We start from the raw sequence: 17,533 nt of genomic DNA on the forward strand, positions 1-17,533 counted from the left end.
TTTATTGTTCTTTTACTGTGTACCCATTCTTTTCAATATTTTTTATGATTTCGTATGTGAGAGGGGCCTTTTCCAAACATTCTGCTTTAGTTTCTTGATTGAAGTAATACATCGCAAAAACCTCAGCAAAGTACTCCTCTGGATAATCAATAAAGTATGCTTGATTCGGGAATAGTTGTTGCACTTCTTTTAACCAAGCATCTTGAAAGTAGCCCGTTTCACTAATATTATTCAATATAATTTGATCGACTGAATGTCCAAGCTCATGTAGTTCTAGATTAGTTGAACCATGGCCCGCTCCTTTTTCACTGTGCCCGATTTTTACTAAGACTGTTTTACTGCCACCCATTCCGGGTACTTCATCCCAATTTTTCGAGGAATACCCTCTTGGCTGAACTCCTTTTAAATGGGCAGCCTCCCGTTGATCCGTCAATGATCCCGTAAATAACTTAATCTTAATTCTATTCTTTTTTAATACTTGAAGTAAGCCTTCAGGTAACCCACTTATTCTTTCTATAATAACCTCAGCCTCATCCCATTGATCTTGATCATCAGGCAAAACAATTATAGTTGATACCAATGATTTATTCTCAATGCCAGATAAATTCTTTAAATAAACTGACTCTGCATAATTTTGCCCTAATGGAAATAATATAAGAGTGGCTACCATAATGAATACAAGTAAATTTCTGGCCTTCATCACAATTCACTCCGAAGATTAATTTTTATATCATAAAAAAACCCTATTACCAGTCATTGAAGAATATATAGGGTTATGTATAAAACTTCGTGAAGAAATCCAGATAGGCGTATATGTATGGTTTAACTATTTATCAACAATGGCATATATCCATTTCGACAAATCATTAAAAATTATACCATATGATGAGAGTTTCGAAGTGAACGAGTGGTCATAAAAATTATGGAAGTTCATCTGACCGTTTGCAGCTAAACAGCACCATCACAGCATTCCAGCAATCCCCTTTTACAATAAAGTATCCAGGGAGAGGTGGTTAAGATACGGTTCCATCCTGATAAATATAATCTTGATGACGAATTAATGGAAGATTTGTATTCTGCTATGACAGATTGGAGATTAGTGGTATTCGATAGTCTAATTGCTCTTGGATTTTGCATAGGCTTTATTTTCATTCATCTCTCTTAAAAGAATTCCTGATCATATCCTGATCAGGAATTCTTTTAACATATTCTATGCCGACTGATTCTTTCTTTTCTTATAAAAGTGCAACAGAATGGTTGCGCCAAAAATCACAATGATAATGAAAAAGAACATAGTATGATCGATATGTAGACCAAAATTGGAACCAACCATTTTAACAGCGATAAAGGCAATCAAAATATAAGCAGCACTTTCAAGCTCTGGTATTCTATCGATTAACTTTAAGAATACACCTGCCACACCCCTCATCATTAAAACACCTAATATGCCTCCAACGAACAAAACCCAGACTTGATTACTTACACCAAAGGCAGCCAGTATACTGTCTACAGAGAATGCGATATCCATCAACTCTACGGATGCAACTGTCCCCCAAAAGTTACCGAACAATCGTTTGAGCAAGCCAGATTTTTTTACGTCCGGAACATCAGGAGTCGTTTCAAAATGTTTATACTTTTTGTAAAAATACTGAATGGAAAGCCATGCAAGATAACCTCCTCCAATCAGTTTCACCCACAAAATTTCAATTAAATAGACACCTACTCCTATAGCTAGGAAACGGAATAAATAAGCTCCAATCAATCCATAAAACAAAGCTCTTTTTCGTTGTTTTTCCGGAAGATCCTTTACCATTACAGCAAGGACGAGAGCATTATCGGATGATAGCAAGCCCTCCATCAGAACCAGTGTACCAATTAATCCCCAACTGACTGGGTCAGACAATACCTCTATCCACATCTGCCCATCAAAAAACATAGCGTATGTTTCTATTAACTGTGAAAAGAATTCATTCATGGTTGTCTTCATCTCCTGATTATTTTCTTTAACACAAAAAAGAAAATACGTTGATTACAACGTATTAACCTGAAAATAGTAATCTATCAATTAATGATCTGCTTAGCTAATCCACTTAGGAGGAGTGTTTTGACTCCAATAAATCCTTGCCATCGAGTGATGGGCGTCAAAATTATCTTTGTATGTATGGTAATGAAATTCAAACCAATGGCCTTCTCCAGGCGGGTTCTCTCTCCTGACATGAAATCTGATGAGGTCTTCATTGGTTTCCCGATCATAAACATGAAATATTTTTTCACTTAAACCGCCGCTTGGCTTTTCTGATATCGCCATATTCAGCAGCTTTTCTTCCGGTACATCAGATGAAAATTCCTGCAAGGCGGATTCAATGTTCGGTAATACACTCGTATAAAATTCATCTTTTATATGGGGACCAATTCTACTCCCAAACTTTTCAAAGGATTGCTCCTCAGCGCGAAGCATAGCATACGATAAAAAATCACTTTGACTAAATACCGTTACAGGAGATTCGCTGCTTACATAATCAGTTTGGCCAATAACAGGATTGTTTTTGGTTTCTTTGACAGTACTTCCTTCATACCATTCCTGATACTGAGATGGAGATATAATTCCAAAGCTTAAAACAGAAAGCCCAACTACCAAGGATTTCTTAAGAATACTTGACCAATTTTTCAAATTAAAATCACCTGCCTATTCAGCAAAACGGGCTATTTCTTCACCCCGTTTTATTAATATTGGAAGAGCGAATTTTGATTTTTTTAACTATTCTAATTCTATCACACCAAAATGAAATTTTGCAGTTTTTCTTTTTTCAACGCTAAATCCAAACCGGGAAAACCGATCACTCCTGAAATGGTCCTTAAGAATAATCCTCTTTTTGGCAACTCTCTTGGCTTCCACTACTGCTTCTTCTGTTAACTCCTTGTAGGAAGCAAATGAACTTAAAGACTGAATTCCAGTACTTTCAATGACTCTTTCTGTAAACATTGGATCAAAATAAACGACATCATAGGAGCGATCCTCAGCTTTTTTAAGAAAGGTTAAATAGTCTATGTTCACAGCTTCAATTCTCCCAGCAGCTTCGCCAAATTTCTCATTCTTAAAAGGATAATTTTGCAGTCCCTCCTTAATAACAAAGTAAACAAACGGATTTAACTCTAAAGCAGTTATTTTCCCACTACTCCCTATGATATAAGAGGCAATCAAGGCATCCGCTCCCATACCAAGTGTACAATCAAGAATAGACATCCCTTGATTTAATCCGGCTGCCCTGAGAAATGGATCCACTTCCCCTTTCTCAATTCTCTTCATACGGACTGCGGCCATATTTGGATGGAAAAATAATGGATCTATTCCATGCAGGTCATATAATTCTGTTTTCATCTTCCCCACTACCAGGCATGGCTGGTTATAGTAAGATTGCAACTGTTTAATTGTTTTTTTATTGCGTTCAATATACGGGATCCCTAATTGTTCAGCTGTTTTTAATGCTTTTTGATTCAGCACATGATTCGTTTTTTCAATTGTAGTGACAAACACATAAAAAACTCCTTTAAAATCAGCAAGATTTCTTGTTGAGCAGGCTTCTTTAAATCTAAACCGATAGAAACTTATTTACCCTCAGGCTCATATTAAAAAAAGGAATACTCATGTGAGCATTCCCTTACGTTTATTTATAATACTCAGAAAAAGCATTTAATAAATTCTCTTTAACGTCTTCTAAAGTATGTCCTTCAATCTCATGTCTTGGAATAAAATGAACCACTTCATTTCCTTTTAATAAAGCCATTGAAGGTGAAGATGGAACTTCCCCAAGATATTCTCTCATTCTGGCTGTTGCTTCTTTATCCTGACCGGCAAAGACTGTTACAAAATGATTCGGTTTAATTTCAGCATTTACTGCTTCTGCTGCAGCCGGTCTTGCCAAGCCGCCCGCACATCCGCATACGGAGTTGACTACAACCAATGTAGTACCTTCTGCCTTTTCCATAAATTCATCTACTTGTTCCGAAGTCGTTAATTCTTCAAAGCCTGCTTCAGTCAACTCTGCTCTCATTGGTTTAACCATTTGTCTCATATATTCTTCATATGCCATAGACATTCATAATTCCCCCATTCAAAGTATTACATTTGTAGGATACATTAGATAGCTTACATGTGCAATCCATGTATTCCCTAATATTGTATGTAACATTACCTAATATAGATGTAAACTCCCCGTTTAAACAGAGGCATATACTCTTTCCTATGCTCAACTAAAGCAGCTGCCAAGTGATTCGACACTGCCTTCCTGATATGCTCTATTATTCTTGAACCTTGTTATTTTTTCTGGCTTCAGTCATTTGTTTCCATACAGACCCAAGGGCTTCATCACCATTTTTAATACGCTCACTGGCCATCTTCGCCTGCAGAGCCACTTCAAATTCTTCATCATTTTCCGCTTTTCGAAGCGCTGGCAAAGCATTTTCCCCACCAACCTCATACAAGTACATGGCCGCTCTCCAGCGTACTAGCTTACTTTTATCAGCTAAAGCTTCAATCATAGCCTGTTCAGCTTCCGGGAAGCCTAAATCAGACAAGCAGTCTCCCGCTGTTCTTCTGACCGTTACACTCTTATCTTTTAGTCCCTTATATAAATATGGCAAAACAATCGTGTCTTCAATCATTCCTAAATAGACCACAGCAAGCCTTCTGATAGATGCTTTTTCATCCTCCAATGCCTTATTGAGGAGTGGCAGATCCAAAACTTCCGGATCCTCCATCTGATCCAATGCTTGAAATCTGGCCTTCCAGTCTTCCTGATCCAAATCAGCTTCCGTTAGCTTTCTTCTTTTCACCTTAACGGGTTCGGACTTCTTGGTGGTGGTGTCCTGAACGTCTGCAACAAGCTTCGCTAACCGTTCTTCTGGATATAAGGCGATGACTTCATCCATCACCTCTTTCCCAATCTGCTCAAGCTCCCCGTAACGATTGCCAAAATCAATCCATTTTCGGATCAACACAGCATTATCATCCTCAAGCTGAGATACTTGGAAAGCATCCATAAATGCTTTCGGCATAGCCCATCGTTTTTCTTCCAGGTCACTATTTGCTTTAATCTGGATAGGGATTCCTTTAAAAACTTGAATTTGGACCTTCACTTCTCCAAATCCTTTGCCAGAATTAATTGGATTAGTTCCAGTGTCTTCAACTGTCTCACCGAAAACGGTTCGAACCTGTGCCAATATACCAGGCCAATCATATTTAGCATTTCTTTCAACGGCCAGGAAGTCTGCTACATGGTATACACCTTTAACACCTTCAATATGTAAAATTTCTTTTATAAATGAAGGTGCGGTATCAATCGTATCCTTTTTATAATTCGTACTTTTACCAGCCGGCAATTCTTCATTTAAGATAACCTTCATCGTATTCGGGCTCGGTGTAGGCTCAATTGAGACAATCCTCATCATAAAATCCCCCTGATCTATTTATCTAGGGGGATTGTAGCATATCTATCAAAATATTTACATACTTACGATTTAGCCTTCTTGTATTTCTGAAAGATAGGACCATCGTTCAATCAAATGTTCCAGTTCTTCATTTAATTGAATTTCTTCCTCAGCTAATTTATTCGCCAGTTCAAAATCACTGCCTGCTTTATTTAGTTCGGCAGCTACTTCCTCCAGTCGTTTTTCAACCGCTTCTATTTTTTCATCGATGCCTTCCCATTCTCTCATCTCATGATAGGATAGACGTTTTTTCGTTTTTGTCTCTTCTGCACGTTTTATTTTAGGAGTTGACTCTTTCTCAACGGCAGTTGCAAGTCTTTCCTGCTCCTGTTTCCATTCCAAGTAATCACTTGCCTGCCCATAGTATTGCTGAATCTGTCCATTCCCTGTAAATACCCATAATTTATGACATGTTTTATCCAAGAAGTATCGATCATGTGATACGGTTATAACAACACCCGGAAAATGCTGAAGATACTCTTCCAAAACAGTTAATGTCTGAATATCCAAATCATTTGTCGGTTCGTCCAATAAAAGTACATTTGGAGACTCCATCAATATCTTCAATAAATAAAGCCTTCTTTTTTCTCCGCCTGAAAGCTTCCCGATGACCGTCCCATGCGTATGTGGCTCAAAAAGGAAACGTTCCAGCATTTGTGCGGCCGAAATTCGCTCACCATCTGCAAGCGTGACCGCTTCACTTGTTTCCCGGATATATTCAATCATTCGCTTATTGAGTGGTAAATCTTCATTTTCCTGAGTATAATAGCCAATCAATACCGTAGAACCCCGATCAATTGAGCCACTAGTTAAAGACTCAGAACCGGCAAGCATTCTTAATATGGTTGTTTTTCCACTGCCATTGGCTCCAAGGATACCAATTCGATCTCCCTTTTGTAAAATGACAGAAAACTGATCGATTAAGAGTTTATTTCCATAGGATTTTGAAAGATTAACCAGCTCCAACACCTTTTTCCCAAGTCTGGTTGAAGCAACATCCAAACTTAAATCGTCACTTGCATTACCAGCATTCGCTTCCTCCTGCAAGGATTCAAAGCGCTGAATTCTCGCTTTTTGTTTCGTCGTTCTCGCTTTTGCCCCTTTCCGCATCCAGGCCAATTCCTGTTGGAACAGCCTTGAAACTTTATGAGCTGATTTTGCTTCCATCTCGTCTCTGATCGCTTTGATTTCTAAAAATTTCTCGTAGTTTCCGTCATAAGAATGCAATTGCCCCTTATCAAGCTCCCAAATCTTTTTAGTCACGGCATCTAAGAAATATCGATCATGAGTTACAAATAAAACCGAGCCTTGATATCCTTGGATATACTCCTGCAGCCACTCGATACTGTCATAATCCAAATGGTTTGTCGGCTCGTCCAAAATAAGCAAATCTGCTTTTTCCATTAATGCTTTAGCTAAAGCGCAACGCTTTTTTTGCCCTCCGGATAAAGAACCCATTCTAACATTAAGGTCTTTGATTCCTAGCTTATTTAACATAATTTGTGCATTTGAATGGATCTCCCAGCCACCGTTTGCATCCATTTCAGCTTGCAAATGAAACATTTTATCAAGAAGAGCTGAATCATTTGGGGACTCCTTCATATGTTCCAATAGCTCTTCGTACTTTCGTACAGTTTGAAATACAGGTGAGTCATTTCTATAAATAAAGGCTGATACCTTTTCATCTTCGTTTACTTCAACATTCTGTCCTAGATATGAAATCCGGTAATCCTTTGGCTTATCAATCAATCCTCCGTCCATTTCTTCAATGCCGGCAATGATTTTTAACAGTGAAGATTTCCCTGTTCCGTTTAAGCCGATTAAACCAATTTTTTCGTTTTCACTTATGCTAAAGTTAATATCCTTAAAGAGAGTCTTCTCTCCGTATTCCTTTTTAATGTCGATTCCTTTTAATACTTTCATTCCATCATATCCTTTTTAAACTGTTCTAAAAACAACAAGATAAATTGATGACGTTCTTCTGCCAACCTTTTACCTGTACGTGTATTCATCAAGGTTTTTAATAGTAGTAATTTATCATAAAAATGCGTGAATGTACTAGGGGCAGAATCATCCTTCGGTAAATAAATAGGATGCCCCTTATGACTGCCATATGCAAAAGCACGGGCTATACCAATAGCTCCCAATGCATCCAGACGGTCCGCATCCTGCACAATGGCTGCTTCAGGGGATAAGCCCTCTCTTAAACCCTCACTAAATGAGATACTGGAGACATCCCTTTTAATCTTTCCCCTAATTTCTTCATTTTTCACATTAGATTCGAGCCATTCGCTAAGTACCGCTTCTCCCGCTTTTTTTGTCCCATTTAATTTGGAATCGGATAGATCATGCAGTAAGGCGATCAGTTCAATTAGCTCAGGATCGCCTGTTTGCTCGGTTTGATAGATTAATAAGGATAGCCTTCTGACACGATCCATATGCTGCCAGTCATGGCCCGTTGTATCGTTAATAAAACGTTTTTTCACGAATTCTTCCGCTGCCTTAATAGCTTCGCGCATAATAAACTCCTTTACTTTTCTATCCATCCGATTCCTACTGTTTCAACGCCTGCGTGAAGGCAAAGGGCAGTCCCGAGCGGATGTATCGTAATTGATAATTCCTCACTGATTCTTTCAACCATCCGGACCCAATCGCTTGTTTGACTGATCTGTTTTCCATACAGCATAAAAACTTCTTCAATCTGGTAGGACCCCAGGGATTGTTTTAAGTAAGATTGGATTTTTTCTGTTGCCTTTTTCCATGTACGAACCTTGGTTTTAATCTGTAGACTTCCTTCCTGAAAGGTTACGATTGGCTTTATATTCAAAAGACTTCCCAGGTAATAGCTTGAGGTGTTAAGCCTGCCGCTATTATGAAGCTGCTGAAGAGATCCTATCCAAACATACACTCTTAACTTAGATTTAAGCGCATGGATTGCTTCCACAACTTCTGTAGGTTCATTTGAAGTTTCCCATATTTTAATAGCTTTCTTTATCAATAACGTCAATGGATAAGCAAGATAATGAGTATCCACATTAAAAACCGGGATATCCACCAGCTCGGCAGCTTGAACACTTGTAGAATATGTACCGCTTAATTTATCAGAGATATGAAAGGAGAAGATAGAGTCATAGGTAACAGCCAACTTGTCGTAAAGCTTTTTGAAATCGCCAATCGATGGCTGCGATGAGGTAAGAGTGGATCCCTTTTCTATGTGTTCAACTAATTCATCGGTTGTTAGATCTACACCATCCAAATAAGACTTTCCATCAATCATCATGTGGACCGGTAAAACGTAAACATCTTTATTGGCTCTAAGTTCATCATCTAATACAGCAGAGCTGTCTGTTACCCACGCTACTTTTTTCATCATGCAACCAACCCCCATACCTCATGGAATACATAACCGATAAATGGCGTTACTCCTATTATAACCAAAAGCGTTTTTAAAAAGATACAAATATAAGACCTCTCCTAGCAAAGGAGAGGTCTGTCCTATAATAAATCAACGATACTTTTCTCTACTTCAGAAAGTTTTGTAGAGGGTGCAAAACGTTTTACAATCTTTCCATTTCGATCAATGAGAAACTTTGTAAAGTTCCATTTAATCGCCTTGGAACCCATCACACCAGGGGCCTGTTCTGTTAAATAATTAAATAATGGATGAGCTTGGTCTCCTCTTACATCCACTTTTGCGAACATAGGAAAGGTAATTCCATAATTAGTTCGGCAGAATGAATGGATTTCCATTTCATCTCCGGGTTCTTGATTCATAAATTGATTGCACGGAAATCCAAGAATAACCAAGCCCTGCTCCTTATATTTTTGGTAAAAGGATTCTAACTCTTTATACTGTGGAGTAAACCCACATTTACTGGCAGTATTCACAATAAGCAGGACCTTCCCCATATATCTTTCAAAGGAAACTTCATCTCCAGTGATTAAGTTAGCCTTAAAATCATAAATGTTCATCATCTTCACTCCCGCTAAAAATACATGACTGATCAAGTTTTACTTTCGTTCAAAAAAATCTAACCTTCTGCTTTCAGTATATGATGGATTTGGCTGACATAGGTATGTAATTGATCAATTTCATCCTCATAAATTGGCTTATCCTGCTTAATTTCAATCGTTACGAATGGATCTTCATGTTTAAATCCAATCGGAGTATGTTTAAAAACCCGGTAATGATACCCTTTATCCCAGATCTGCTTCAATATATGAATATTGCGGAGAGGATGCTCAGGATCGATATACCTAAATTTAATTTTAAGATCACATCCCGGCTCGCGTTTAGTTATGGATGATAGCTTTTCTGATGAGAAAGCTTGTAAACCTGCACTTAAAGAAAGTGTACATTCAACCGCTTTTTCCATCGAAGCATCAAGCCTTGTACTAATCTCAAAAATTCTTGACATATAGGCTAAGTCAACATAATCATGCCTGTCTATGATGGCTAACTCGCCTTCTAAGTCTAAATCATAAAAGGCACCTTCAACTACTACTTTCAGGTTTTCAAAAACTGATGGATCAAACATGAGATCACCTCCATTTTACATAATCTACCTATCCTTATTAAAACAATCCGACCGCATTGCCATTCTCGTCGACATCCATCTTTAAAGCAGCTGGTCTTTTAGGTAATCCAGGCATTGTCATAATATCTCCAGTAAGTACCACAATAAAACCTGCTCCTACAGAAGGCTTTAGCTTTTTGATATACAATGTAAATCCTTCAGGCCTGCCCAACAAACTTGGATTGTCCGATAATGAATACTGGGTTTTAGCCATACAAACAGGGAGCTGCCCCCATCCTTCTGATTCATATTTATGTATTTGTTGCAGAGCTTCAGGAGAATATTCAATCTTTTGTGCCCCATATACAATTTTTGCGACTTTTTCAATTTTCTCTTGAATGGAATCCGTTGATTCGTATAGACGTTTAAATGTATTGGTATTCTCCTTCATAAGGTCTTCAAGTTTTGCTGCAAGGTCCAATCCGCCCTGCCCACCTTTTTCCCACACTTCTGTTAAAGAGAAAGGTAATCCATGTTTCTGACATAAAGTATTGAATCGTTCCACCTCTGCATCAGTATCTGCAGAAAATTTATTTAAAGCGACGATAAAAGGCAATCCAAAAGCTTGAATCGTTTCACAATGCTTCACTAAATTCTGGAACCCTAATTCAATCGCATTTAGATTTTCCTCTTTTAATTTATCCGATTGTACGCCACCATGCATCTTTAAGGCTCTTAATGTTGCCACGATAACGACAGCATCCGGAGTAAGATCAGCAGCGCTTGTCTTAATATTCAAGAATTTTTCTCCGCCAAGGTCCGCACCAAATCCTGCTTCTGTAACACAATAATCAGCTAGCTTAAGGGCTGTTTTTGTAGCAAGTACACTGTTGCATCCATGTGCAATATTTGCAAACGGACCACAATGAATTAGCGTAGGCGTATGTTCAATAGTTTGAACCAAATTAGGCTTTAAAGCATCCTTCAACAATAAAGTTAGTGCACCCTCTACACCCAAGTCTGAAACAGAAACAGGTGTATCCTGATAGGTGTATCCAATCACAATCTTCCCTAATTTATCTTTTAAGTCATCTAAATCTATCGCGAGACAAAGAATTGCCATGATTTCAGATGCTACGGTTATATCAAAGCCATCTTCACGGGGAATTCCGTGCTTATCCCCGCCAAGCCCGATTACAATATGCCGAAGAGCACGGTCATTCATATCAAGGACCCTTTTCCAAATAATTTTCCGCGGGTCAATCTGCAGTTCATTTCCCTGCTGTATATGATTATCAATCAGAGCTGCCAGTGCATTATTTGCTGTTGTGATGGCATGTAAATCACCAGTAAAGTGCAGGTTAATTTCGTCCATTGGGAGTACCTGTGAATAACCGCCGCCAGTTGCACCTCCCTTTACACCCATGACTGGTCCAAGAGAAGGTTCTCTCATCGCTATCATTGCTTTCTTTCCAAGAAGAGAAAACGCATCTCCTAGACCAACGGTTACCGTTGATTTCCCTTCCCCTGCTTTAGTAGGATTGATGGAAGTAACGAGAATTAATTTCCCATCCTTTTTGGTGCTGCGGGATTTTAACACATCAAGAGAGATTTTCGCCTTGTATTTCCCGTAAGCTTCCCAATCTTCTTCCTTTAATCCAATCGTTTCAGCAATTTCTTTTATGGGTTTCATTTTTGCATTTAAAGCAATCTCGATATCACTTTTTACAATTGTGTCCAAATTCATGCTGAGCCCCCTAAAAATCAATAGTCATAATTAGTTTAACAAAAAATATATATCAAACACACATTATTATTTACAACCTCTCAAAAATATGAATACAATGGTAATATTATTTAATATTTTGAAAATTTAAACAAACAAGGAGGTCCATATCTTGCCGATTACGATTCCAAATAAACTACCCGTCAAACAAATTTTAGAAGAAGAAAATATTTTCGTAATGGATGATAACAGAGCTCTTAGTCAGGATATCCGACCTTTAAACATTCTCATTTTAAATTTAATGCCTGAAAAAGAGAAAACCGAAGCACAGCTGCTTCGATTACTAAGCAATACTCCTCTGCAAGTCAAAATAACCTTTTTACGAATGGAAACACATGAAAGTAAAAACACACCCCATACACATTTGGAACAATTCTACTCAACCTTCCCCGAAGTATCAACGAAGCGCTTCGACGGCTTAATTATTACTGGAGCGCCGGTTGAAAAGCTAGACTTCGAGGAAGTTCACTATTGGAATGAGCTAATCAACATAATGGATTGGTCAAGGGAGCATGTAACCTCATCCCTTCATATATGCTGGGGAGCCCAAGCAGCCCTATACCATCATTTTGGAATATCAAAGCAATTATTAAATAAAAAATGTACAGGCATCTATAAGCATAAAGTATTGAAACCATTCGAAAGCCTTGTAAGAGGATTTGATGATGTTTTTTACGCTCCGCATTCAAGATATACAGATATTGAAGCAGAAGAGATCCGCAATCATGAGGAGTTAATCGTCTTAGCAGAATCGGAGGAAGCAGGTTTGTTCCTGGTCGCTTCTAAGGATAAACGATTAATTATGGTAACCGGTCATCCAGAATACGATTTGGCTACCTTGTCCCATGAATATAAGCGTGACTTATCAAAGAGCTCAGGTGCCCCTATTCCTCAAAATTATTTTCCTGAGGACGACCCGCTGCAGCTCCCATTTCATACATGGAAAAGCCACGCAAGTCTTCTATTTTCTAATTGGCTGAATTATTATGTCTATCAGACGACACCTTACCAGTGGAAATAATGATAAGTATTCTTACAATAGAAATTCTTATATAAAATATAAAAGACAGCCTATCAGCTGTCTTTTTCTTCTAATATCCAATATCCTCTTATACTTCATTAATAATCTTAACGATTTCAATATCCCTAAATGCCATTAAATCTATGATTCCCCTTTCAGTCTTTATTAAAGACTTAAGTGGATTATATCGATTTATGAGAAGAATCGAACCATATTCGCCATTATTCAGCTTTACTTTTTTGCCCACCAGCGCCTGAAGCAATCTATCCATGAAAACCAATAAAATATGAGCATCTAATGTTCCATATACATCATTCTGCATTTGTTTGATGATTAAATAAAATGGTGTTGCTTCGTGATAAACTCTTTCTGAGGACATCGCATGATATATATCTGCTATGGCGACAATCTTAGCAAAGTAATGAATTTGCTTACCCTTTAATCCATGAGGATACCCCATTCCATCTTCTCTCTCATGGTGCTGCAAGGCAACAATGGCAGCCGAATCAGGGATATGGTCGAGACTACTTAATAGTTCATGCCCATAGACGGTATGTTGTTTCATTATATTATATTCCTGAGAGGTAAGTTTACCTGATTTATCTAAGATGTTCTCCGGAACCATGGTCATGCCGATATCATGCAAAACAGCAGAAATCATAAGGTCTTCCAGCTCATCTATAGGCAATCTCAGCCATCTCCCGATTAGACCGGATAGAATTCCTACGCAAATGGAGTGCCAGTATGTATACTCCTCTTTACGTTTAGTTTGATGAAGCAATTCAAAAATTCGCGGACTCGATGATGCACTCTTGATAACAGGGATAATCTCCTGTTTAACCCGATTGACGGAAATTTCTCCACGTCTCTTTATATCCTTAAATATATGCCGAATATCCGTACATGCCTGATCCATGCATAAAGAAACCTCTTCTGTCGTCATCATTCGGAATTCCCCATTATCTTTGATAGAAGGTGTTTTTTGTTCCACCTTATCTCTTATTTCTTTTTGTAATTGATTCATATAAACTCTTTCCAGCAAATAATTAGAAAAACCATTATGATGTGTATCCATCAGACACCCCGACATATGTTTTCATTTCATTTTAACAATTATACCATATTTACCCAATTATCCAGTCACCTCTTAAAAATTTTCAATATTTTTTAAAATCCATTTTGACACTGTATATTTGAATGTTGTATATTGAAATTATCATGACTTATCTAAAGTTTATGATAAATAGTAATTGGCTTTTGAGCCACAGTTTTAGGAGGAATAAATCTATGCAAAACGGTAAAGTAAAATGGTTTAACAACGAAAAAGGTTTTGGTTTTATCGAAGTTGAAGGCGGAGATGATGTATTCGTACATTTCACAGCAATTCAAGGTGAAGGATACAAATCTTTAGAAGAAGGCCAAGAAGTTACTTTCGAAATCGTAGATGGAGAAAGAGGACCTCAAGCTACTAACGTACAAAAAGCCTAATAATAAACCAAAATTAACAGCCGCCTATTGGATAGGCGGCTTTTCTGTTTTCTTATTTAAATTTCCGCCTATATGTTTCAAGGATTCACCAACTGTACACTGATTGATACAAAAACGGTGTGCATGAGTACGGCCGTTATCCCGAACAAGCTGTTTGTGTAGAAAGCAGCCATCACAATACGTACTTAACAAAAAATCAACCTGTTTAAGAGCATCTTTTTTTCCCTTTTTTTTATTCATCGATAACATCACCCCATTTTTGGTAATTCAAGTTGACCGTCTATCTCAATTCCCTCTAGTGCCTGTGTTGCCAGCCGATGTGCTTCCTCATTATCTTTTCTTGGAACTGCCATTGTCTCAAAGTGCAAGCCAAGATTCTTAAGCTGTTCTTCGATCCGATCCAGCCACTTATTTAAATTTTCTTCATAACAAGGCCATTCTCCTGTTAATTGTTTCAATACGACCTGAGAATCCCCTTTTATCATAATTTTTTGATGTTTAACTCCCAGTTCATCAAGCCTTTTGACAGCTGCTAATAATGCACAATATTCTGCTTCGTTATTGTCCTCTATATAATCAAAGACTTCATTGCTCCGTATGCGAAACCTTTTATTGTTTTGTGTGTAATAAATCGCAATGCCAGCTCCTGCAAAGGTTTCACCCGGTCTGTGACTTCCATCAAAATAAATCGTTACATTCTGTGGGGTTTCTTCTATTTCCTCTGTCAGCTTTTGAAACTGTTTCTTTGTCCATTCCTGTCCCAGTTCATCAATAAAAATGAAATCTCGCCATCTTCCCGTGCTTTCGAGATCATTGACAAGCCTTAAAGCAAATTGACTTTCCATTTCTTCTGATGTGAAGGTTATAGGAGGTATTTTGGATTTATTGTAGATACCCTTTACTGTTACGTTCATTTCTTTCTCCCTTCCCAATCCTTTATACAATTAATTCATTATATATAAATTATCCTGATACCACTAAAACTATGACAGTAGACATTTAATAAAAATTCATGTACTTTTTAACTTGAAAGGATGTTTTCTTATGATAGAAGTATATGTAGATGGCGCAGCTAAAGGAAATCCAGGTCCAAGCGGTGCCGGTATTTTTATAAAAGCAGATGGTGAAGTCCACCGATATTCCATACCCCTTGGCATCCATAATAATCATGAAGCTGAATACTTAGCCTTGATCCATGCTTTGAAGATATGCCTGGATAAAAATTACGATGTCATCTCTGTTCGAACCGATTCAAAACACGTGGCGGATGCAATGGAAAAAGAGTATGTAAAAAAAGAATCCTTTAGACAATTACTCAATCAGGCACTGGAGCTTTCGTCTGAATTCTCCTTATTTTTCATCAAATGGATTCCAGAATCGCAAAACAAATCAGCTGATCTGTTATCCCGGCAAGCTGTGCAAATGAACGAGCAGAAATAATCATTCGGTTGAAACGGTATGGAATAAAAATAGAAAAGAGGAAAAATCATTGTCTCAAGGGCTTATCCATCATATTGAAATCAATGTATCAGATTTAAATAAATCCATTGACTTTTGGGGCTGGCTTCTAGCTGAATTGGGATATGAACTTTACCAGGAGTGGGATAGTGGACAAAGCTTTAGAATAGGGGATACCTATATAGTCTTCGTTCAGACGGAGGATAAATATATGGATATCCCTTATCACAGATGTGGAACGGGATTAAACCATTTGGCGTTTCATGCCGAATCCAGGCAACAGGTAGACGATCTAACAAAGAAATTAAAAGAAAAGGATATATTAATTCTTTATCAGGATCAACATCCATTTGCAGGTGGGAAAAATCATTATGCCGTTTTTTTCGAAGATCCTGACAGAATTAAAGTTGAATTAGTAGCACCCTAACCTCCCTTAGGTTAGTTGTTCTAATGTATAGTAGTTGAAATTGTAACCCCAGAACATCTTGCCAACTATTTAAGTGAGAATTTTAGTAATAAGAATGTCATTTTTATAACCAAAATACATTACCAGTTCAGTATAAAAAACTCAGAAAACCCTTTAGGATACGACTAATTAAAATAGTTTATAGCAGGAATAACATCCATTGTTCCACTTTCTTTGATGAACTGAGTCAGTAGGTGAATATGGGCTGAACCTATTATTAAAAGTGTTCTGTCCTCGGGTGAAACAGTCATTTCAACAAGATTCGCATAAATAATTAAATTTCGCTGATACCACCATCTTAGCCAATCAATCCCGATATAGTCTGTTCCTTTTCCTATTTGTGCAATCATCATATTCAATTCATGCTCTAGTTTAATTCTTGAGTCTGTATTGCACGCTTTAACTAACTCATAAATATCAATGTGATCAAAGCTTTTATTTAACTTTGACCAGTAATGGTCCTTAATAAATTCATATTTATCTGGCTGTTCTTCTTTTGCCCAATCATATACCTGACCAAGTCCCCTATTCCCAACCGATTCCATCCAATCGACCGCATAAACTTCCTTATGACCTAATTCAGCAGCAGTCCTGAATCCAAATTGGTGGATTTCGTTGACCTCATTTCTCAACTCACCATTCAGATATTTATCATACTCGTCATTTAGAGAAGTATGTTCTTCTTTTACGACTTCAAGGGCTATTTTAGTCGGTTTAAATTCTTTCAGACATTTAACGACTGCTTCAATTTCCCTTTGCTGATCCGTTATGATAGACTCATCGAAATCTCCGCGATGAAAATCCGGTGTATATCGCAAATGAAAAGTTCCGAGAATCATTACTTTTGGCTTTTTCGACATGATATCCCTCCTAATCATCCATTTATTAGACAATATTCAGGAAAAATCCTGCCTAAAAAGCTATCTTTTAGCAATAAAGCTGGCAATACTAGTTTATATATGGATTAATAGCCACAAAAAAATACCTTGATTTATTGAAATCAAGATACCTGTAAGCCATGTTCCTTCATTAATTGATTTGCTTCTTTTCTGTTGGAAACTTTACCATTCACCAAGGTTTCCAGCAGTGATATATAAAAACCTCCATCAAATCTCTTTTGAGCTTTCAATGTATTTTCCAGTGCAATGTTTACGATCCAGTCTGGTGCTGAAGTCAACTGTTTTCCAAAATAGATAAATCCTATTGCCTCTTCTCCAAGACGAAATCCTTTCGAAGATAATCTACAAATATAGTCTTCTAATTTTTCCATGTATCCCCCAAACACACTCCTTCACAAAATTACTCTTTTA

At 37.6% G+C, this 17,533-nt stretch carries 22 protein-coding genes; 5 read left to right on the forward strand and 17 right to left on the reverse strand.

All coding sequences use genetic code 11. The features are described 5' to 3' along the window. Position 1: 1 nt before the first annotated feature. Positions 2–700 (reverse strand): anthrax toxin lethal factor-related metalloendopeptidase, encoded by a 699-nt coding sequence (locus AC4BHA_RS02390; protein WP_490551356.1) that lies wholly within the window; start codon positions 698–700, stop codon positions 2–4. A gap of 309 nt (positions 701–1,009) precedes the next feature. On the opposite strand from AC4BHA_RS02390, the gene AC4BHA_RS02395 reads away from it, so the two are divergent. Beyond that, positions 1,010–1,165 (forward strand): hypothetical protein, encoded by a 156-nt coding sequence (locus AC4BHA_RS02395; protein WP_180349947.1) that lies wholly within the window; start codon positions 1,010–1,012, stop codon positions 1,163–1,165. A gap of 45 nt (positions 1,166–1,210) precedes the next feature. Here the strand turns inward: AC4BHA_RS02395 and AC4BHA_RS02400 are convergent, their stop codons facing one another. The 11 genes from AC4BHA_RS02400 to AC4BHA_RS02450 form a co-directional block, all read right to left on the reverse strand. Continuing rightward, positions 1,211–1,975 (reverse strand): TerC family protein, encoded by a 765-nt coding sequence (locus tag AC4BHA_RS02400; RefSeq protein ID WP_139891783.1) that lies wholly within the window; start codon positions 1,973–1,975, stop codon positions 1,211–1,213. Positions 1,976–2,077: 102 nt separating this feature from the next. Beyond that, a complete protein-coding gene (locus AC4BHA_RS02405; protein ID WP_066107243.1) occupies positions 2,078–2,671 on the reverse strand; it encodes a YpjP family protein in 594 nt (197 codons plus the stop codon). Between the two features lie 87 nt (positions 2,672–2,758). Continuing rightward, entirely contained in the window at positions 2,759–3,535 is a 777-nt protein-coding gene (locus AC4BHA_RS02410) for a class I SAM-dependent methyltransferase (RefSeq protein ID WP_490551355.1), read from the reverse strand. Between the two features lie 130 nt (positions 3,536–3,665). After that, complete coding sequence (locus AC4BHA_RS02415) at positions 3,666–4,097, reverse strand: BrxA/BrxB family bacilliredoxin (RefSeq protein ID WP_490558107.1); 432 nt, start codon at positions 4,095–4,097, stop codon at positions 3,666–3,668. 202 nt (positions 4,098–4,299) lie between these two features. After that, positions 4,300–5,445, reverse strand: coding sequence for a conserved virulence factor C family protein (locus AC4BHA_RS02420; protein WP_490551658.1), 1,146 nt, complete (start codon positions 5,443–5,445; stop codon positions 4,300–4,302). Positions 5,446–5,517: 72 nt separating this feature from the next. Then, complete coding sequence (locus AC4BHA_RS02425) at positions 5,518–7,410, reverse strand: ABC-F family ATP-binding cassette domain-containing protein (protein WP_490551354.1); 1,893 nt, start codon at positions 7,408–7,410, stop codon at positions 5,518–5,520. Beyond that, a complete protein-coding gene (locus AC4BHA_RS02430; RefSeq protein ID WP_140461680.1) occupies positions 7,407–8,006 on the reverse strand; it encodes an HD domain-containing protein in 600 nt (199 codons plus the stop codon). The genes AC4BHA_RS02425 and AC4BHA_RS02430 overlap by 4 nt, the downstream gene beginning before the upstream one ends. Positions 8,007–8,017: 11 nt before the next feature. Next, complete coding sequence (locus AC4BHA_RS02435) at positions 8,018–8,860, reverse strand: DegV family protein (protein ID WP_181162011.1); 843 nt, start codon at positions 8,858–8,860, stop codon at positions 8,018–8,020. A gap of 122 nt (positions 8,861–8,982) precedes the next feature. Then, a complete protein-coding gene (locus AC4BHA_RS02440) occupies positions 8,983–9,459 on the reverse strand; it encodes a glutathione peroxidase (protein WP_139063861.1) in 477 nt (158 codons plus the stop codon). 59 nt (positions 9,460–9,518) lie between these two features. Next, a complete protein-coding gene (locus tag AC4BHA_RS02445) occupies positions 9,519–10,025 on the reverse strand; it encodes a hypothetical protein (protein WP_066107259.1) in 507 nt (168 codons plus the stop codon). 37 nt (positions 10,026–10,062) lie between these two features. Further along, on the reverse strand, positions 10,063–11,751 hold the full coding sequence (locus AC4BHA_RS02450; protein WP_139891777.1) for a formate--tetrahydrofolate ligase: 1,689 nt from the start codon (positions 11,749–11,751) through the stop codon (positions 10,063–10,065). 151 nt (positions 11,752–11,902) lie between these two features. Here AC4BHA_RS02450 and metA point away from each other — a divergent pair, with 151 nt between their 5' ends. Continuing rightward, complete coding sequence (gene metA / locus AC4BHA_RS02455) at positions 11,903–12,811, forward strand: homoserine O-acetyltransferase MetA (protein WP_066107265.1); 909 nt, start codon at positions 11,903–11,905, stop codon at positions 12,809–12,811. Positions 12,812–12,899: 88 nt separating this feature from the next. Here the strand turns inward: metA and AC4BHA_RS02460 are convergent, their stop codons facing one another. Continuing rightward, the gene (locus tag AC4BHA_RS02460) at positions 12,900–13,886 is read right to left on the reverse strand and encodes an HD-GYP domain-containing protein (protein ID WP_066107267.1); all 987 of its coding nucleotides are present in this window, start codon (positions 13,884–13,886) and stop codon (positions 12,900–12,902) included. Between the two features lie 212 nt (positions 13,887–14,098). Here AC4BHA_RS02460 and cspD point away from each other — a divergent pair, with 212 nt between their 5' ends. Continuing rightward, on the forward strand, positions 14,099–14,299 hold the full coding sequence (gene cspD / locus AC4BHA_RS02465; protein WP_066107270.1) for a cold-shock protein CspD: 201 nt from the start codon (positions 14,099–14,101) through the stop codon (positions 14,297–14,299). Between the two features lie 24 nt (positions 14,300–14,323). Here cspD and AC4BHA_RS02470 read toward each other — a convergent pair whose 3' ends face one another. Both AC4BHA_RS02470 and AC4BHA_RS02475 read right to left on the reverse strand, forming a co-directional pair. Further along, positions 14,324–14,539 (reverse strand): zinc-finger domain-containing protein, encoded by a 216-nt coding sequence (locus AC4BHA_RS02470; RefSeq protein WP_066107273.1) that lies wholly within the window; start codon positions 14,537–14,539, stop codon positions 14,324–14,326. A gap of 8 nt (positions 14,540–14,547) precedes the next feature. Continuing rightward, on the reverse strand, positions 14,548–15,213 hold the full coding sequence (locus tag AC4BHA_RS02475; protein WP_066107277.1) for a reverse transcriptase-like protein: 666 nt from the start codon (positions 15,211–15,213) through the stop codon (positions 14,548–14,550). 130 nt (positions 15,214–15,343) lie between these two features. On the opposite strand from AC4BHA_RS02475, the gene AC4BHA_RS02480 reads away from it, so the two are divergent. Next, positions 15,344–15,739 (forward strand): reverse transcriptase-like protein, encoded by a 396-nt coding sequence (locus AC4BHA_RS02480; protein WP_066107281.1) that lies wholly within the window; start codon positions 15,344–15,346, stop codon positions 15,737–15,739. Between the two features lie 49 nt (positions 15,740–15,788). After that, a complete protein-coding gene (locus AC4BHA_RS02485) occupies positions 15,789–16,184 on the forward strand; it encodes a VOC family protein (protein WP_066107284.1) in 396 nt (131 codons plus the stop codon). Positions 16,185–16,348: 164 nt separating this feature from the next. Here AC4BHA_RS02485 and AC4BHA_RS02490 read toward each other — a convergent pair whose 3' ends face one another. Both AC4BHA_RS02490 and AC4BHA_RS02495 read right to left on the reverse strand, forming a co-directional pair. After that, on the reverse strand, positions 16,349–17,083 hold the full coding sequence (locus AC4BHA_RS02490) for a DUF5694 domain-containing protein (protein WP_254654728.1): 735 nt from the start codon (positions 17,081–17,083) through the stop codon (positions 16,349–16,351). A 140-nt stretch (positions 17,084–17,223) separates the two neighbouring features. Further along, a complete protein-coding gene (locus AC4BHA_RS02495) occupies positions 17,224–17,493 on the reverse strand; it encodes a DUF6123 family protein (RefSeq protein ID WP_066107287.1) in 270 nt (89 codons plus the stop codon). Positions 17,494–17,533 lie beyond the last annotated feature (40 nt).

The sequence above is a fragment of the Pradoshia sp. Z3_51 genome, assembly GCF_058215915.1.

Bases quoted from the DNA above. Each gene is read 5' to 3' on its own strand.
- AC4BHA_RS02390 (WP_490551356.1), bottom strand. From the start codon at position 700: ATGAAGGCCAGAAATTTACTTGTATTCATTATGGTAGCCACTCTTATA.
- AC4BHA_RS02400 (WP_139891783.1), bottom strand. From the start codon at position 1,975: ATGAATGAATTCTTTTCACAGTTAATAGAAACATACGCTATGTTTTTT.
- AC4BHA_RS02415 (WP_490558107.1), bottom strand. From the start codon at position 4,097: ATGTCTATGGCATATGAAGAATATATGAGACAAATGGTTAAACCAATG.
- AC4BHA_RS02420 (WP_490551658.1), bottom strand. From the start codon at position 5,445: ATGAGGATTGTCTCAATTGAGCCTACACCGAGCCCGAATACGATGAAG.
- AC4BHA_RS02425 (WP_490551354.1), bottom strand. From the start codon at position 7,410: ATGAAAGTATTAAAAGGAATCGACATTAAAAAGGAATACGGAGAGAAG.
- AC4BHA_RS02430 (WP_140461680.1), bottom strand. From the start codon at position 8,006: ATGCGCGAAGCTATTAAGGCAGCGGAAGAATTCGTGAAAAAACGTTTT.
- AC4BHA_RS02435 (WP_181162011.1), bottom strand. From the start codon at position 8,860: ATGATGAAAAAAGTAGCGTGGGTAACAGACAGCTCTGCTGTATTAGAT.
- AC4BHA_RS02440 (WP_139063861.1), bottom strand. From the start codon at position 9,459: ATGAACATTTATGATTTTAAGGCTAACTTAATCACTGGAGATGAAGTT.
- AC4BHA_RS02445 (WP_066107259.1), bottom strand. From the start codon at position 10,025: ATGTTTGATCCATCAGTTTTTGAAAACCTGAAAGTAGTAGTTGAAGGT.
- AC4BHA_RS02450 (WP_139891777.1), bottom strand. From the start codon at position 11,751: ATGAATTTGGACACAATTGTAAAAAGTGATATCGAGATTGCTTTAAAT.
- AC4BHA_RS02460 (WP_066107267.1), bottom strand. From the start codon at position 13,886: ATGGATACACATCATAATGGTTTTTCTAATTATTTGCTGGAAAGAGTT.
- cspD (WP_066107270.1), top strand. From the start codon at position 14,099: ATGCAAAACGGTAAAGTAAAATGGTTTAACAACGAAAAAGGTTTTGGT.
- AC4BHA_RS02470 (WP_066107273.1), bottom strand. From the start codon at position 14,539: ATGAATAAAAAAAAGGGAAAAAAAGATGCTCTTAAACAGGTTGATTTT.
- AC4BHA_RS02475 (WP_066107277.1), bottom strand. From the start codon at position 15,213: ATGAACGTAACAGTAAAGGGTATCTACAATAAATCCAAAATACCTCCT.
- AC4BHA_RS02480 (WP_066107281.1), top strand. From the start codon at position 15,344: ATGATAGAAGTATATGTAGATGGCGCAGCTAAAGGAAATCCAGGTCCA.
- AC4BHA_RS02490 (WP_254654728.1), bottom strand. From the start codon at position 17,083: ATGTCGAAAAAGCCAAAAGTAATGATTCTCGGAACTTTTCATTTGCGA.
- AC4BHA_RS02495 (WP_066107287.1), bottom strand. From the start codon at position 17,493: ATGGAAAAATTAGAAGACTATATTTGTAGATTATCTTCGAAAGGATTT.